Genomic DNA, 16,791 nt, shown 5'->3' with positions numbered 1-16,791 from the left:
AACTATGGCTTTAGATTCAAAAATACCTCAAGGACCACTAGCAGATAAGTGGACAAATCATAAAAATAATATCAATCTTGTAAATCCTGCAAACAAACGTCTTATTGATGTTATTGTAGTAGGTACAGGACTCGCAGGCGGATCTGCGGCAGCGACATTAGCTGAATTAGGATATAACGTAAAAGCATTTTGCTTTCAAGATTCTCCACGTCGTGCACACTCTATAGCAGCACAAGGAGGAATCAACGCAGCAAAAAACTACCAAGGAGACGGAGATTCAACATACAGACTTTTTTACGATACGGTAAAAGGTGGTGATTATCGTTCGCGTGAAGCTAATGTATATCGTTTGGCAGAAGTTTCTGCAAACATCATTGACCAATGTGTAGCACAAGGAGTTCCTTTTGCTCGTGATTATGGTGGATTACTTGATAACCGTTCGTTTGGTGGTGTGTTAGTATCACGTACATTCTACGCAAAAGGACAAACAGGACAGCAATTATTATTGGGAGCTTATTCTGCCATGAACCGTCAAATTGGTCGTGGAAAAATCAAAATGTACAATCGTCATGAAATGTTAGACATTGTTGTTGTTGATGGGAAAGCGAGAGGAATTATTGCACGTAACTTAGTTACAGGAGAAATAGAAAGACACTCAGCACATGCCGTTGTATTAGGAACTGGTGGATACGGAAACGTATTTTTCCTGTCAACAAACGCCATGGGAAGTAACGTGACAGCAGCTTGGAAAGCGCACAAACGTGGAGCGTATTTCGCAAATCCATGTTACACACAAATTCACCCAACATGTATTCCTGTTTCAGGAGATCATCAATCAAAATTGACATTAATGTCAGAATCATTACGTAATGATGGTCGTATTTGGGTGCCAAAACATAAAAAAGACGTCGAGGCAATTCGTAACAAAACGTTGAAGCCAACCGATCTTAAAGAAGAAGATAGAGATTACTACTTAGAACGTCGTTATCCGGCTTTTGGAAACTTAGTACCTCGTGATGTTGCTTCACGAGCAGCAAAAGAACGTTGTGATGCAGGTTTTGGCGTGAATGCTACGGGAGAAGCCGTATACTTAGATTTTGCTTCTGCAATTCAACGTTATGGAAAAGAGCAAGCACACGTAAAAGGTCTGAATGAAAACGATGCAGCTTTAGTCAAAAAACTTGGACAAGAAGTTGTTAAAAATAAATATGGAAATCTATTCCAAATGTATGAGAAGATCGTTGACGAAAATCCATACGAAACACCGATGATGATTTACCCAGCAGTACATTATACTATGGGAGGAATTTGGGTAGATTATAACTTGCAAACTACAGTTCCTGGATTATATGCTATCGGAGAAGCGAATTTCTCAGATCACGGAGCCAACCGTTTGGGAGCTTCTGCTTTAATGCAAGGATTAGCAGATGGTTATTTTGTATTGCCATACACAATTGGTGACTATTTAGCGGATGACATCCGTACCGGACCAATTTCTACAGAAACAAAAGAATTCGAAGAAGCAGAAAACAAAGTACGCGAAGATATCAATCATCTAATCAATAATAAAGGAACAAAACCTGTTGATTATTTCCACAAGAAATTAGGAAAAATTATGTGGAATAAATGTGGAATGGCGCGTAACGAAAAAGATTTAAAATCTGCCATTGAAGAAATCTCGCAACTACGAGCAGAATTCTGGAAAGATGTACGTGTGCCAGGCGATGCAAATGAATTTAATGAAGAACTAGCAAAAGCAGGTCGTGTAGCTGACTTTCTAGAATTAGGTGAGCTTTTTGCAAAAGATGCTTTAGTTCGAGAAGAATCTGCAGGTGGACACTTTAGAGAAGAATACCAAACAGCAGAAGGAGAAGCAAAACGTCGTAAAGAATTCCAATTTGTTTCTGCATGGGAATATAAAGGAGAACCAAAAGATGCGGTACTTCACAAGGAAGACTTAGTGTACGAGAATATAGAAGTAAAAGAAAGAAGTTATAAATAGATGTCAGTATTGAGACATGAGATGTTAGAAAGCTAACTGCTCAATACTCAATACTCAATACTAAAATCTAAATTTTATGAATTTAACATTAAAAATATGGCGTCAAAAAGGCGCAAATGATAAAGGCAAAATGGTTGATTATCAAATCAGCGATGTCTCCCCAGATATGTCTTTTCTTGAAATGCTAGACGTTTTAAATACACAATTAATTGAAAAAGGAGATGAGCCTGTAGCTTTCGATCACGATTGCCGTGAAGGAATCTGTGGATCATGTTCGCTATATATTAATGGAGAAGCGCACGGACCAGATCGTTTGGTAACTACTTGCCAATTGCATATGCGTAAATTTAAAGATGGCGATACAATCTATATAGAACCTTGGAGAGCAAAAGCGTTTCCAGTTATCAAAGATTTAATTGTAGACAGAAGCTCCTTTGATCGCATACAACATGCAGGAGGATTTATTTCTGTAAATACCTCAGGAAATACGCAAGATGCTAACTCCATTCCAATTGAAAAAGCAAATGCAGATGCTGCTTTCGACGCGGCAACTTGTATTGGTTGTGGCGCATGTGTAGCAAGTTGTAAAAACTCAAGTGCCATGCTATTTGTATCAGCAAAAGTATCACAGTTTGCATTATTACCACAAGGACAAGTAGAAGCTACAGATCGTGTAATGAACATGGTAAACCAAATGGATGCCGAAGGTTTTGGAAACTGTACCAATACAGGAGCATGTGAAGTAGAATGTCCGAAAGGAATCTCACTTGAAAATATTGCACGTATGAATCGTGAGTATTTAAAAGCATCTTTTAAAGGATAAACATTCAACCTATAAATTATATAAAAATCCCAAGTATGTTTATGCTTGGGATTTTTTAATTAAAGCAACAATAATATGTTACGATCAAAAATAATTTTTCTAGTATGCTTTTTGTTGACAGTTCTTAGTTGTAAATCGCAAAAAGAAGGTGAAAAAGAAGAAGAAGCTGTAAATGTAGAAACAAAAGCTACGTATGACTTTACAACGGATAACTTACTAAAACACATCAAAGAACTTTCTTCTGATGCGTATGAAGGTCGTGAAACGGGAACAAAAGGTGCAGTAAAAGCTAAAAACTACATCATAACAGAGTTTAAAAAATTAGGTGTAAAACCGCTAGGAAAAACCTTTGAGCAATCATTCCCAATGCCAAAAACTTCAAAAATTCGACAAGGTGAAAATATTCTCGGAGTCATTAAAGGTAGTGAGAAGCCTACAGAATACATTGTTATATCTGCACATTACGATCATGAAGGAATAAAAAACGGAAAAATATACAACGGCGCAGACGATGATGCTTCCGGAATTAGTGCGTTGATCGCTTTCGCGGAATACTTTCGGAAACATCCACCGAAACATTCCGTTATTCTAGCGGCTTTTGATGCTGAAGAAAAAGGGCTGATTGGTTCGTATTATTTTGTTGAAAATTCAATTGTTCCAAAAACACAACTTAAGCTAAACATCAATATGGACATGATTAGCCGAAGTGAGAAAAAAGAATTATTTGCAGTTGGTCCACAACATTATTCGCAATACACATCAATCATAGAAAATGTAAAAACAACAGGAAATATATCGTTAAAAATAGATCATAAAGAATGGACATTTGCAAGCGATCACGCAGGTTTTCACAAAGCTAAAATTCCTTTCATATACTTTGGTGTAGAAGATCACAAAGATTATCACAAACCCACGGACGATTACGAGAACATTCACCAAGAGTTTTTTGTTGATGTAGTACAAACAATTATTACCTTTTTTAAAAAAGTTGACACAACTCAATTATAGTTACTTCAAACTTCCATAGCTAAAATAGTAACAAGCGTTTCTTTATTGTTTTATACCATATAAAGCAGTTTAGAACATCATACGACATGTTTAGAACATTTGTAAAGTTGCCAACTGCTTTTCAAATTATATTTACGGTAATAACCTACTAAAAAACTCAAATCGTATGAAAAAACAACTACTATTTTTAGTATGTGTATTGAGCACATATGTATTAACTGCACAATCCGTATTTCCTGATACGTGGGAATTTAGAGGAATACATCAAAATTTTTCGGGCGGATCAACTCCAGTAGCGCCACCTGGTCCAAACCCAGCAGGATTAGATACAGCAGTTTTGCCAACTGCAAATGGACGATTGAGTTCGCCAGTATTGGTAGATTTAGATGGTGATGGCGATTTGGATATGGTTTCTGGAGCACAAGATGCAGCTGGAAAATTATATTATTATGAAAATACAGGATCTGCTACAGTACCAAATTGGGTACAAACTGCTTTGCCAACATTAGATGCTATTAGTTATTCTCCTGGAGGAAACAATGAAACAAAATGTCAATTTGTAGATATTGACGATGATGGTGACTACGATCTTTTTTTTGGTTCTAAAATCGATGAAAATAATTTTAATTTTAATGATATTCATTATTATGAAAATACAGGCACAGCAACCGTTCCTAACTTTGTAGATTCAACTATTACGGGGATTGGAAACCAAAATGTAGCTAATTTTCCAAGTTTTGGCTTTGTCGATTTAGATAATGATGATGATTTAGATATGGTAACAATGGGAAGCGATTCTCTGACATACTTTAGAAATGAAGGAACAAAAACAATGCCTAGTTTTGATCGTAAATTTCATTTAGACAATCCGTGGGATATGAATGCTGGAACAGGAGTTTTTGATCGTAATTGGCCACATGGTGATGTTTTAACCACAATTCCTAACTTTTATGATGTAGATCGTGATGGAGATTATGATATGATTTTTGCAACGGATGTAGGAGTTATTCGATGGATTGAAAACGTAGGAAGTGAATCAGCACCTGACTTTGGAACATATACTTATCAACAGCTAACGGGAGATTTAGCAACATTTGACTTTGGACAATTTGCAACTATTAGTTTTGGTGATGTAAATGGTGATGGTGTTTTAGATGCTATTTGCGGAGCATTCAATCCGGGATATTTTGCATGGTTTGAAGGTGTATTAACTTCTCCGTTGAGTATTGATGAAAGAAGTGTCGTAACAATGAACGTAAGTCCTAATCCTGTAAAAGACATACTTACCGTTCAATTTCAAAATAGTCAAATCAATATAGCAAACTTATCAATGTATACTATTGCAGGGCAAGTAGTGTACAATAAAAGGGCAATATTAAAAGATAATGCTGTAAAAATTGATGTTTCCAAGCTTAAAGCTGGATTGTATTTTCTCAAAGTAACACGTGAGAATAAAGAAACTATCATTAAAAAAATTACAGTACAGTAATACATATATAATGGTGTTTTAGAGAACGAAAAGAGATTTGCTTAGAAAAGTGAATCTCTTTTCATATTAAAAACAAATAGTACTTTTGTGAAAACCCAACCAACCCATGAATAGATTTTCAATATCTATAAAGTCTTTCAAATCGTATCTTTTTATAGTAGCTTTTAGTGCTATTTTTTGTGTTTCTGCGCAAGTGCCAAGTATTCAGAAAAAATATGATAGTATTGCTAAAATACTCGAACAAACGAAAAATAAAGACAGTATTTTTAATCTTTTAAATCTTCAAAAAGAACTTGCTGAAAAAGCGGAAAACAAAGCACAACTTATTGCACTTCATATAAAATTGGCAGCTTTGGCTGATCGTGGTAGTGTGGCACAAATGGAATATTTAGAAACAGCACTTTCACTTGCCAACGAACAAAATGATACAGCTTCTATTATTACAGCTTCGGTAAAATTGGCAAGAGTATTTCAGGTAAGAAACGACTACAATAAAGCACTTTTTCACGTGAATACTTCCATTGAACTTTCAGAAGAAACGGAAGATAAAAATGCCATCATAGAAGCGTATGCTACACGAGGAAATATATACAATAATATCTCTCAAATTGCAGCAGCTATCAGCGATTTAAATGTTGCAAAAAAAATAGCATTACAACTGCCAGACAATGAAAAAGAGTTAATTCCCATACTAAAAACGGCAAGTTACATTCACTATTCTAACAATCAGTATACAGAAGGTTTGCAAATTTTAGATGAAATCATCGCTTTCTACAACGAAAAAGGAGACGATCGAAAAAAATCAATCTGGAGAAACAACAAAGCTATGATTCACTTAAGCTGTTTATGTGTTCCTGTCGAAATACAAAAGCAAAACTTATACAAATCTATCAAAAGTGCCAAAAAAATAAATTTTAATGCAGGTGAGGCATACGCGTATGTTCATTTGGCAAGAATGTTAAAAAACGAAAATAAACTAGATAGCGCTTACATTTACTTAGAAAAAGCAAGCAACATACAATTAGGAAGAAGTACGAAACGTTTTCAAGGTTATTTAAATCAAATAAAAGGAGATTTCTGGGCAACAAAAGAAAATGCCAGTCAGGCAATTAAATACTTCGAAAAAGCATACAATATTTGGGACGAATTAAATGTGCTAAAAGACAAGCAATACACGGCAAAAGCATTAGCACATTTTTACGATAAACAAAGAAATTCTGCGAAAGCATACAAATACATGGAAACGTATGCTACCATAAAAGATTCTGCATTTAGCAAACAAAAAGTGGAACAAATAAAAGAAATTGAACTTACTTACGAGTTTAAAAAACAACAATATAAAGACAGTATTCAAAATGCAGAAGCAATAGACATTATGGCGCTCGAACAGCAAAATGAAATTCAGCGTGAAAAACATTTGCAACAAATACTTTTTGGGTTATTTCTAGTAGCACTAGCCTTTGGCGGATTTGCCTACTATGCTTACAATCGTAAAAAGAAAACATCTAAACTATTGGATGAAAAAAACAAAATCATAGAAAAAGCATTACAAGAAAAGCAACTTTTGTTGAAAGAAGTACATCACAGAGTCAAAAATAATTTCCAAATTGTATCAAGCTTGCTCGAATTGCAAACCAAAGGAATCGAAGATGAAAAAGCGCTCAGTTTGGCAAATGAAGGGAAAAACAGAGTCAAATCGATGGCGCTTATTCATCAAAAACTCTATCAAAATGAAACAGGTTTAATTGACTTTGACGAATACATTCAAACTTTAGTCAAAGAACTCTCGTACATGTATGCTTCCGAGAAAAAAGTAACCACAAACATACATACCGAAAACATGGAATTTGACATTGATACCGCAATTCCGTTGGGTTTAATTGTCAATGAGCTCATCACAAATGCGTACAAATATGCGTTTGATGCTACCAAAAACAACGAACTAAATATTTCTATCAACAAAGTAAACGATGAAGAATACAAATTAGTCGTTTCTGATAACGGAAAAGGATTGGATGATACAATCGATTTAACAAAAGTAAAAAGCTTAGGACTGCGTTTAGTACGTCGCTTAACCAAACAATTACAAGGCAAATTTCAATTAAACAACGAAGATGGTGCATCGTTTGAAATCACTTTTAAAGACACACAAAAAAGAGCATTATTAGACTAACAAGATATGAGTAAAGTAAAAATATTAGTAGTAGAAGACGAAATTATCATTGCCGATCATATCTGCGATACACTTGACAATTTGGGTTACGAAGCCTTAGAACCTGTCATCAATTACACAGAAGCCATCGAAGCGATAGAGGCTGAAAAACCAGATTTAGCCATCTTAGATATTCAACTTTCAGGGCGAAAAACTGGAATTGATATTGCAGAAAAAATTAGAAAAGATTATGACTTTCCATTTATCTTTCTCACTTCAAACTCTGATCCGTTAACGGTTTCGGAAGCTAAAAAAGTAATGCCGCCAGCGTACCTTGTAAAACCGTTTACCAAAGACGAACTATATACTTCTATCGAAATTGCGCTGTACAACTATTCCAAACGAGTAGGAGAGGTTGACGAATCAGAACTCATCATTAAAGATGCATTTTTTATCAAAGAAAAAAATATTTTCATCAAGCTAAAATTTGAAGACATTCTTTTCATAAAAAGCGAGCATGTATATGCGGAAATTCAACTAATAAATGGACAAAAGCACGTCATTCGTGGCAATTTGAACAAAATCATTACCAAACTCAATAAAAAATTTGTCCGTGTTCACCGAAGTTATATCGTAAATTTGGACTATCTCGAACAAATAGACCACAATACGATTGTCATTCTAAGCACGAACATTCCTATAGGAAAAAAATATAAAGACGATTTGCTACTCAAAATTAACTTGCTGTAAAACTTTGCTTGTGCTCAAACTGTTAAACTTTTCTTAGGATAAAACACTAGCAAAGCTAAAGCTATTTGGTTTGCGTTTTTTTTTGTTTCTTGGCGAGATATTTCTCAGAATACCATCATGCAAAACCCGAAAGACTTTTACACACAACAAAAAGCCAAATATGAAGCCGAATTAAAAGTGCAACGCCGAAAACTCAATCAATCGAGCATATTGCGGTTGATCGTTTTTTTAAGTATCGCTTTCGCCATATATCTCTTATTTGGTCAATGGAATTATGTAGTGTTGGTTGCTGTTGTCGGATTAGCGATTTTTCTATTTTTGGTATTTCGTCATTCAGATTTAGTATACAAAAGTAACAAGTTAAAAGCCTTAATTCAGTGTAATCAATTAGAATTGGATGTACTAAATGGCGATCTTTCCAAATTGCCTACAGGTGAAGAATTCTTAGATGCTACTCACGAATTTAGTTACGATATCGATCTCTTTGGAAATGCTTCTTTCTTTCAATATCTCAACCGATCTACCACACGAGAAGGGAAAAATGAATTGGCAATACGCTTGGCAAGCAATGATATTTCAGACATTTCTATACGACAAAAAGCCATACAAGAACTCGCAGAAAAAGCAACATGGCGACAACATTTTTCTGCAATTGCGTTGTTGATAAAAGTAGAAACAACGTCCAAAAGTATCACAGATTGGTTAAGTCAATACAAAAGTTTTATACCAAAAGGAATTCGCTTCTTACCAACAATCTTTTCTGTAATTTCGGCAGCCATCATTGGACTTGCCTTCTTTGAAATCATCTCATTTTTCTACGTAATTCTTTGGTTATTTGTAGGATTGGGAATTACAGGGAGATTCTTAAAAAAAATCAACATGCTTTCGCTGAATACCAATAAAGCAAAAGACACGTTTCAGCAATACGGACAACTTTTACAGCGCATTGAAGAAGAAGAATTCAGCTCAAAACTATTACAAGAAAAACAACAAAATATTCATAGTGACATTCAAAAAGCATCTACATTAGTACGAGAATTTTCCAAACGAATTGACGCGCTAGACAATCGAAATAACATCTTAGTTGGCATCTTTTTAAATGGTTTTTTATTGTGGGATATTTCGAAATCGTATCATATAGAAACTTGGATTGAAAAACACAGCACCAAAGTAGCACAATGGTTTGAAGTCGTCACATTTTTTGATGCGTACAACAGCTTAGGAAACTTTGCGTTCAATCATCCGCAATTTAGCTATCCAGAAATTTCAGAAAATGCTTCACAAGTTATCAATGCCACACAATTAGGACATCCGCTCTTGCGAACAACCAACAGAATTGACAATGATTTCCATATAGGAAACTCAGAATTTTTTATTGTGACAGGCGCAAATATGGCAGGAAAAAGTACCTTTCTACGAACGGTTTCTTTAAGCATTGTCATGTCTAATGTTGGGTTGCCAATTTGTGCAGCATCGGCAACGTATTCGCCCATAAAACTCATCACTAGCATGCGTACGACCGATTCGTTAGCGGAAGGTGCTTCGTACTTTTTCTCAGAATTGCAACGCTTAAAAATGATTGTAGACAACATAAAAAACGATACCTATTTTATCATTTTAGATGAAATATTAAAAGGTACAAATAGTCATGACAAAGCGATGGGTTCAAAAAAAATAGTACAAAAACTCGCTTCACAAAATGCCGCAGGAATTATTGCGACACACGATTTAAGTTTATGTGAATTAGAAAAAGAAATCGATCAAGTCAAAAACTACTTCTTTGATGCCGAAATCATTAACGACGAACTCTTTTTTGGCTATCAACTCAAAAAAGGAATCTGTGCCAATATGAACGCTTCGTTTCTGCTAAAAAAGATGGAAATTGTAGAATAATTCCAACTAACGGATTCTAAATATCGTAGTTTCTGTTGATTTTATCGTGTAATTTGATCTAATAATCTAATTTAACACGCACTTTCGAGGCAAATGCCTTAACTTTAGTAGGTTAACATCTACGTCGGTGTTAATACTTTTATTTCCCTATAAAAGTCCCCTAAACTCTAATTGCATAATTTTTTAGTCGATGGAACTCAAATACCTCCACATCAACGAGAAAGTGCAGACGCAAGAACTGCTCATATCTCAAAAGCAAGTCAATATGTTGAAAAAATTTCTAACGGAATTAATACGTGACGAAGTTTTAATTATTAACACCAATCTAGGATTGGAAATTTACTATCAATCTTCAAACGATTGTACAAACATCATCAAAGAAGTGCTTGCTATTATTATCAGTGAAAAATATGATGGCGATGATAGTTTTCAGTTTGTCTCTTTTCAAAATGAAGATGAAATTCAGCGTTTTATAGATGATTCTATTGAACAAGTAGCTGAAACTCCATTATTTCTTAGTTATACCAAAAGTATGTTAAGTCAATTAAAATTACAGTATGAGTCTAACAAAAAACTCATCGGAAAATTGTCTGACATATGGAATGAAGTAACTCAAAACTTACATATTAACAATGTAAGTATTCAAAAAATTCAAGCGCTTCAAGGCAACTTTCAAGACATTTACATCAAAAATTTAAAAGATCAAGTATTAAAAAAATTGATTACTGAAGCTTTAGATCGCAATCATGTAAATTAATTTGATTGTTTGCTCAATTTGAAAGAATTACATATTACACTGAGAATTGCCATAATAATCACTGCGGTTCTCAGTGTCTATGTGTCTTAAAAAGAGTAAAATAGATTTTCCTTATATGTACATTATACCAAACAATTTACTTTAACACATTTTCAATTGCCAATGTGTTAATTTAGAATTTGTTAAGTAAATGACGTTAAAATATCTTCATATCAACGAAAAGCATCATAAAATGCAACTTCTGATTTCGCATCAGGAAGTTGCTATTTTAAAAAACTTTTTGGCGGAACTATTACGTGATGAGGTTTTGATAATTAACACCAACTTGGGTTTGGAAATTTACTATGAATCTTCGTACGATTGTACCAAACTTATCAAAGATACTTTTGCTATTGTTGCTTGTAAAAAATGTAATACAGAAGACCGATATCGCTTCTTTTCTTTTCAAAATGAACAGGAAATTCAACGTTTTATGAATGCTTCCATGCAAAAACTTGCCGGAATGCCACTATTTATAAATTACACAAAAAGCACGCTTCGCCAATTGCAATTGCAATTTGAATCCAACAGAAAACTCATTGGAAAATTACTTAAAATTTGGGATGAAGTGGCGCGAAATCTGCGCATCAAAAATGTGAGTACGCATAAAATTCAAGCTTTTCGAAACAAATTCCAAGCGATTTACATCAACAAAGTAGAAAATGAAGTTTTAAAAGAACTTATCATTGAAGTGTTGGATAAGAAAAATGTGAATTGACAGATCAAACCGTTAGTGATTTTTTGGAATAAAATGTAGAAAAATAGTATTTCGACTGTGCTCAATAGAGCTATCGAGAACAGTTGCAAAATCAATACATTATCATAAGAAACGTCATTACGAACGTTTTAAAAAACGTGTGGCAATCTGTTTTTTCAAATAATAAGTGTGTAATATGAATAAAATGATTGCTTCGTCATACTTTCTCGCAAAGGCGTATCGTATTTAAAAGCATAAACGATCAATCTTTAATTTCTATTCCTAATGGAGTAATCTTACAAATTCTAGCATTAGAAGATACATAACCTTTAACACTTGAAATATAAATTGTATCGCCAATAGACATTTCATCTAGCGTTTTTTGTGCTTTCTCAGAAAAGCTATTACCATTTACTATAACGTTTTTTCTTTTCGGAAATAGTACAGTAAATCCAATTACTTTTTGAAGTTTATATGGTAAATAATTTCCTATGTACAGAGAAAAATAACTTTTTTTAATGTCATTTTTGGTAAGTCTAATCAAATCATCTTTATATTTTATATCATTTACAGCAATTCTTCCGCTTCCAATTTCATGAATTCTAAAAACCTTCTCAAATTTTAACTGTTCTCCATTTCGCATCTCTGCAACAATATGAAACGTAACTTCATTTCCTGTGGTTGGGCGCAATACATAATGACCATTTTCTTTAAGTTTCAAACCTGGTGCCATCACAGAAAAGTTAAGTGCATTTGGTACAGCAATTTTCACGTGATTCTCCACGCCACGATATACAATATTCATCCTTTCGAGTTCAACAATGGCTTCTGATTTCATTGTAGAAAGTTGTTGAAACATGGCAAGTGAATCTCTAAGTGATTGATTTTCTGCTTTTAATTTTTGATAAGAAGTATGTTCTTCAGAAGTGCAACTCATCAATAAAATAGAAAACAATACACTAAAAAAAAGAAGTTCGTATTTCATGGAAAAGATTTGTTTTACTAATAGAAACGTACAAACAAAGAGTTTTATTTCAATTTTTTTCAAAGTAAAACTGTAATAAATAACGCAAGCTTGTACTAAAAGGGAAATGAAAAAACTCAAAATGATGAAAACAATACTATCCACATTTATCTTATTTTTTGTTCTCGCGGAAATGACAGCGCAAGAAGACACAAAAACACCAGCTTTTCAAGTTAACGTTCACGGAAAAGGCGAAACGATGTTTTTAATTCCTGGATTATCCTGTTCGGGAAATGTGTGGAACGAAACTGTAGAAAAATACAAAAACACGTATGAAATTCACGTGTTTACATTGGCAGGTTTTGGCGGTGTAAAACCGATTGCCTCAGAAACGATTCTGGAAGAAGTCAAAACAAAATTGATTGCATACATCAAGAAACATAAAACCAAAAACAGCGTTTTAGTTGGTCACAGTATTGGCGGATTTACAAGTTTGCTTATTGCACTTGAAGATGAAACGCTAGTATCTAAAATTATCATTGTAGACAGTTTGCCATTTCTTGCAGGAGCGTACAATCCGCAAGCGACAGAAGAAGTAGTGAAATCTACTTACGGAACACTCAAACAAATGTACATGCCTATGGATAGTGTCACACTCAGAAATACCTTAAAACAATCGTTAGGCGGAATGATGCGCAATAAAGAAAATCTCGATTTTGTCTTGAAAGATGCTGCAAAATCAGATCGTAAAACACTTGGCTATACGATGTTTGAAATGATGAGTAATGATTTGCGTGACGATTTAGCAAAACTCAAAACACCAACGCTCATATTAACAAACTGGAACAAACCTTTGCCACAATTTCCTAACTTTACACGAGCCGAAAAAGAAAAAATGTACCAAGAACAATATAAAAATTGTACTTCTTGTACGCTAAAAATTATTGACGAAGCAGAACATTTTATCATGCTCGACAATCCGACGGTGTTTTTTAGAGAAGTTTCAAACTTTATCAAACCGAACTAATAGACAATGCGAGAAGAATATTTTCAGGAAATCATCACACATCACAAAGACAAAATATATCGAATTTGTCTCGCGTATCTCTACGAAAAAGAATTGGTAGATGATTTGTATCAAGAAGTATTGATAAACGTTTGGAATGGACTTAAAAAGTTCAAAGGAAACGCAAAACTCACCACTTGGCTCTATCGTGTCACATTAAATACCACGATTACTTTCAATCGAAACAGCAAAAAGCACGTCAAACTATTTAATAGCGAATTGCCAGATACATTTGAAGAAGCCATTAATACAGAACGACAAGCGCAGGAAAATCGTGTAAACAAGCTAATGAAATGTGTGCAAAAACTCAAAAAAGACGAACGCTTAATTATCAGTTTGGTCTTAGAAGAATTAAGTTACAAAGAAATTGCAGACATTATCGGAATTGAAGCCAATAATGTCGGTGTGCGAATTAACAGAATCAAAAAACGACTTTTAAAAATATACAATAATGAATGATTTTAACGACATGGTAAACGATTGGAAATCGATTGCTACAGACAACACTGAACGTAAAAAAGTGAGCGATTCATTATTTGGAAAACTCAAAAAACTACAACAAAAAATAGTTTTTGGAAATCTCTTGATGAGTCTTTCATTTGCAGCGGTATTTGCCGTATTTATTTGGTTATGGAATGAAAATCCACTGAAAGAACGTTCAGATAATTTTTATATAGGATTGACATTTATGTTCATACTTTTAACCACTACTATAGCAATGATGTGGTATCGTGTGTTATTTTGGAGAACGCCCAACGATATTTCCGAAAACATGAAAGCATTTGCAACAAAAATGTTGAAAAAGCTACGTTATTTTAAATGGATTACCAACTTCTTTATGCCAGTATATTTGGTGTTGTTAGCTGTAGGAATGACGATTTATTATCAAGATGTATTGTACGAAACAAGCTTGCAGTTTAAAATGATTGCATACGGATTAACCTTTGTTTGGTTATTTGTGGTAGGATTTATTGTAGTACGTAAAAAACAAAAAAAGAATAGCAAAGAAATAGATCCAATCATTAAAAGTCTAGAAGAAATTTTAGAAACTTTTTAAACTATTTTTAGACATATTTTATGTGTTTATAAACTGAAGAGTTTGTATTTTGAAAGCCCAACAACCAAAAGCGAAGCGACCAAAAACCCGACATCCAAAATGATTCAACATACATCCAAACTTCCCAACGTAGGCACCACAATTTTTACAGTAATGAGTCAATTGGCGGCAAAGGAAAACGCGATCAATCTATCACAAGGATTTCCAAATTTTCCTTCCGATCCAAAACTCATTGAAATGGTGCAGCAAGCGTTGCGGGAAAACTACAACCAATATGCGCCAATGCCAGGCGCAATGATTTTGAGGGAAGCCATCGCTGAAAAGATGGAATATTTATATCAAAAAAAGTATTGTCCGGAGACGGAAGTTGTGGTTACAGTTGGCGCTACAGAAGCTATTTATACGATTATAAGTGCGTTTGTTCGACCAAATGATGAGGTGATTATTTTTACACCTGCGTACGATTGTTATGCGCCTGCGGTAGAAGTTCACGGTGGAAAAGTAGTGCCAATTCAGCTAAAAGGAAAAGAATTTGAAATGGATTGGAATGAAGTGCGAAGCAAAATCAATAGTAAAACTAAATTGATGATTATTAATACGCCGCACAATCCGAGTGGAACCGTGTTATCAAAAGCTGATATGTTAGAATTAGCGTCAATTTTAGAAAATACAAACATCATTTTACTCAGTGATGAAGTATACGAACATATAGTATTTGATGGCGAAAAACATCAAAGTGCAGCATTGTTTCCAAAACTCGCCGAACGTACATTTATTACAGCTTCTTTTGGGAAAACATTTCACAATACAGGTTGGCGCATTGGCTATTGTGTAGCACCAAAAGAATTGATGAATGAGTTTAAAAAAGTACATCAGTTTAATGTGTTTTCAGTGCATCATCCGACGCAAATTGCTATTGGGAAGTATTTAAAAATTCCAGAAAATTATCTGCAATTGCCTGCATTTTTTCAAGAAAAGCGTGATTTCTTTTTAAATGCAATTAAAGATTCGCGTTTCACATGGAAACCATCACAAGGAACGTATTTTCAAGTGTTATCTTATGAACATATCACAGACGAATTAGATACTGAATTTGCTAAAAGATTAACGCGAGAACACAAAATTGCGTCCATTCCGCTTTCGGTATTCAACACCAATAAAGAAGATCATAAATTGTTGCGTTTCTGCTTTGCTAAAACGGAAAAAACATTGGCTGATGCTGCGGAAATTCTCAATAAAGTTTAAATTACTTCATAAAAAAAGACTCTTGCAAAACAAGAGCCTATTCGTTATCTAAATAAATTATTCAGCATATTGGATTTCTTAATGTACGTGACAAGAAGTAATACATAAAGATGTTCTACTGTGGCAATCTCCAATACCAGTTGCTCCACCAACAATTTCTTGTGATGTTTGCTTGTCTAAATTTGCGATTGAAGCCTTTACTAATTTTAATGATTTTGTTTTTTGAGTTTTCATGGTTCTTTAATTTTTAGGTTACTAATTTAATGTATTGATTAGTGTGCGTGGCAAGATGTTGCACACATAGAATAATTGATGCTGTTACAATCTGTCCAAGCACGTGTACGTCCTCCAACAACTTCTTTCTGCGTTTGCTTGTCTAAATTTGCGATGGACGCTTTTACTAATTTTAATGATTTTAATTTTTGAGTTTTCATGTAAAAACTAAATTTTTGGTTAACAAATATTTTTTTTCTGATCTTAATATATCATTAGAAATCCACACATAAAAACAACGGTAGCGCAAGTACATTAAATTTTGGTCAATTTGAGGAAGAACTCTAAAAGACTATTTTAAATGTTAAAAGAAAACCGAAAGTTGTAAGCTTTCGGTTTTTTTTAAAAGAGTATCATGTTTTTGTGAATGCTAATAACAGACAACATCTGCACAATGCGTTTCTCGTCCTGTATTTGGAAAATGAGTTGGATCTCCAGGGCGAGTTCCACCTTTGATGAGTGTTGAAGTCAATTTAGTAATTCGAGAAATTGTTGCTTTTTTCAACTGCATCTTTTGTAAACGCTGTACTTTCATAATTAAGTTTTTTAGTTAGATTTTAAAATGAAAGATAGTCT

Annotated in this window: 17 protein-coding genes; 13 read left to right on the top strand and 4 right to left on the bottom strand. The window is 34.0% G+C overall.

The annotated features are described in order from the left end of the window. Positions 1-4 precede the first annotated feature (4 nt). From KAOT1_RS13350 to KAOT1_RS13310, 9 genes are all read left to right on the top strand, one after another. Positions 5-2,002 carry a fumarate reductase/succinate dehydrogenase flavoprotein subunit gene (locus KAOT1_RS13350; RefSeq protein ID WP_007095353.1) on the top strand — a complete coding sequence of 666 codons (1,998 nt, stop codon included), beginning with the start codon at positions 5-7 and terminating at the stop codon, positions 2,000-2,002. A 76-nt stretch (positions 2,003-2,078) separates the two neighbouring features. Then, complete coding sequence (locus tag KAOT1_RS13345; protein ID WP_007095352.1) at positions 2,079-2,825, top strand: succinate dehydrogenase/fumarate reductase iron-sulfur subunit; 747 nt, start codon at positions 2,079-2,081, stop codon at positions 2,823-2,825. A 75-nt stretch (positions 2,826-2,900) separates the two neighbouring features. Further along, positions 2,901-3,833, top strand: a complete 933-nt coding sequence (locus KAOT1_RS13340) for a M28 family peptidase (RefSeq protein ID WP_157560131.1) — start codon at positions 2,901-2,903, stop codon at positions 3,831-3,833. 166 nt (positions 3,834-3,999) lie between these two features. Further along, the gene (locus KAOT1_RS13335; protein ID WP_007095350.1) at positions 4,000-5,322 is read left to right on the top strand and encodes a T9SS type A sorting domain-containing protein; all 1,323 of its coding nucleotides are present in this window, start codon (positions 4,000-4,002) and stop codon (positions 5,320-5,322) included. Between the two features lie 106 nt (positions 5,323-5,428). Beyond that, the gene (locus tag KAOT1_RS13330; protein ID WP_007095349.1) at positions 5,429-7,495 is read left to right on the top strand and encodes a sensor histidine kinase; all 2,067 of its coding nucleotides are present in this window, start codon (positions 5,429-5,431) and stop codon (positions 7,493-7,495) included. Between the two features lie 6 nt (positions 7,496-7,501). Continuing rightward, positions 7,502-8,224 (top strand): LytR/AlgR family response regulator transcription factor, encoded by a 723-nt coding sequence (locus KAOT1_RS13325; protein ID WP_007095348.1) that lies wholly within the window; start codon positions 7,502-7,504, stop codon positions 8,222-8,224. Between the two features lie 117 nt (positions 8,225-8,341). After that, positions 8,342-10,117: a MutS-related protein gene (locus KAOT1_RS13320; RefSeq protein ID WP_007095347.1), complete on the top strand. Its 1,776-nt coding sequence runs from the start codon at positions 8,342-8,344 to the stop codon at positions 10,115-10,117. A gap of 190 nt (positions 10,118-10,307) precedes the next feature. Further along, on the top strand, positions 10,308-10,874 hold the full coding sequence (locus KAOT1_RS13315) for a hypothetical protein (protein WP_007095346.1): 567 nt from the start codon (positions 10,308-10,310) through the stop codon (positions 10,872-10,874). A gap of 232 nt (positions 10,875-11,106) precedes the next feature. Further along, on the top strand, positions 11,107-11,631 hold the full coding sequence (locus KAOT1_RS13310; protein WP_007095345.1) for a hypothetical protein: 525 nt from the start codon (positions 11,107-11,109) through the stop codon (positions 11,629-11,631). A gap of 241 nt (positions 11,632-11,872) precedes the next feature. On the opposite strand, the gene KAOT1_RS13305 is transcribed toward KAOT1_RS13310, so the two are convergent. Further along, positions 11,873-12,595: a GldM family protein gene (locus KAOT1_RS13305; protein ID WP_157560130.1), complete on the bottom strand. Its 723-nt coding sequence runs from the start codon at positions 12,593-12,595 to the stop codon at positions 11,873-11,875. Between the two features lie 124 nt (positions 12,596-12,719). Here KAOT1_RS13305 and KAOT1_RS13300 point away from each other — a divergent pair, with 124 nt between their 5' ends. The 4 genes from KAOT1_RS13300 (at position 12,720) to KAOT1_RS13285 (ending at position 15,942) form a co-directional block, all read left to right on the top strand. Beyond that, the gene (locus tag KAOT1_RS13300; protein ID WP_007095343.1) at positions 12,720-13,601 is read left to right on the top strand and encodes an alpha/beta fold hydrolase; all 882 of its coding nucleotides are present in this window, start codon (positions 12,720-12,722) and stop codon (positions 13,599-13,601) included. Between the two features lie 6 nt (positions 13,602-13,607). Further along, positions 13,608-14,099, top strand: a complete 492-nt coding sequence (locus KAOT1_RS13295; RefSeq protein WP_007095342.1) for an RNA polymerase sigma factor — start codon at positions 13,608-13,610, stop codon at positions 14,097-14,099. Then, positions 14,092-14,697: a hypothetical protein gene (locus KAOT1_RS13290; RefSeq protein WP_007095341.1), complete on the top strand. Its 606-nt coding sequence runs from the start codon at positions 14,092-14,094 to the stop codon at positions 14,695-14,697. The genes KAOT1_RS13295 and KAOT1_RS13290 overlap by 8 nt, the downstream gene beginning before the upstream one ends. 102 nt (positions 14,698-14,799) lie before the next feature. Next, entirely contained in the window at positions 14,800-15,942 is a 1,143-nt protein-coding gene (locus KAOT1_RS13285) for a methionine aminotransferase (RefSeq protein WP_040560076.1), read from the top strand. Between the two features lie 78 nt (positions 15,943-16,020). Here KAOT1_RS13285 and KAOT1_RS23360 read toward each other — a convergent pair whose 3' ends face one another. The 3 genes from KAOT1_RS23360 to KAOT1_RS22975 form a co-directional block, all read right to left on the bottom strand. After that, positions 16,021-16,176: a hypothetical protein gene (locus KAOT1_RS23360; protein ID WP_007095339.1), complete on the bottom strand. Its 156-nt coding sequence runs from the start codon at positions 16,174-16,176 to the stop codon at positions 16,021-16,023. Between the two features lie 38 nt (positions 16,177-16,214). Beyond that, positions 16,215-16,376, bottom strand: coding sequence for a class I lanthipeptide (locus KAOT1_RS23355; RefSeq protein ID WP_007095338.1), 162 nt, complete (start codon positions 16,374-16,376; stop codon positions 16,215-16,217). Positions 16,377-16,585: 209 nt separating this feature from the next. Then, positions 16,586-16,750 (bottom strand): hypothetical protein, encoded by a 165-nt coding sequence (locus KAOT1_RS22975; protein WP_007095337.1) that lies wholly within the window; start codon positions 16,748-16,750, stop codon positions 16,586-16,588. Between the last annotated feature and the right edge of the window lie 41 nt (positions 16,751-16,791).

Source organism: Kordia algicida OT-1 (genome assembly GCF_000154725.1).
GTDB lineage: Bacteria > Bacteroidota > Bacteroidia > Flavobacteriales > Flavobacteriaceae > Kordia > Kordia algicida.
The sequence above is the reverse complement of the archived record's forward strand: the minus strand, read 5'-3'. Positions and strand labels throughout refer to the sequence as shown.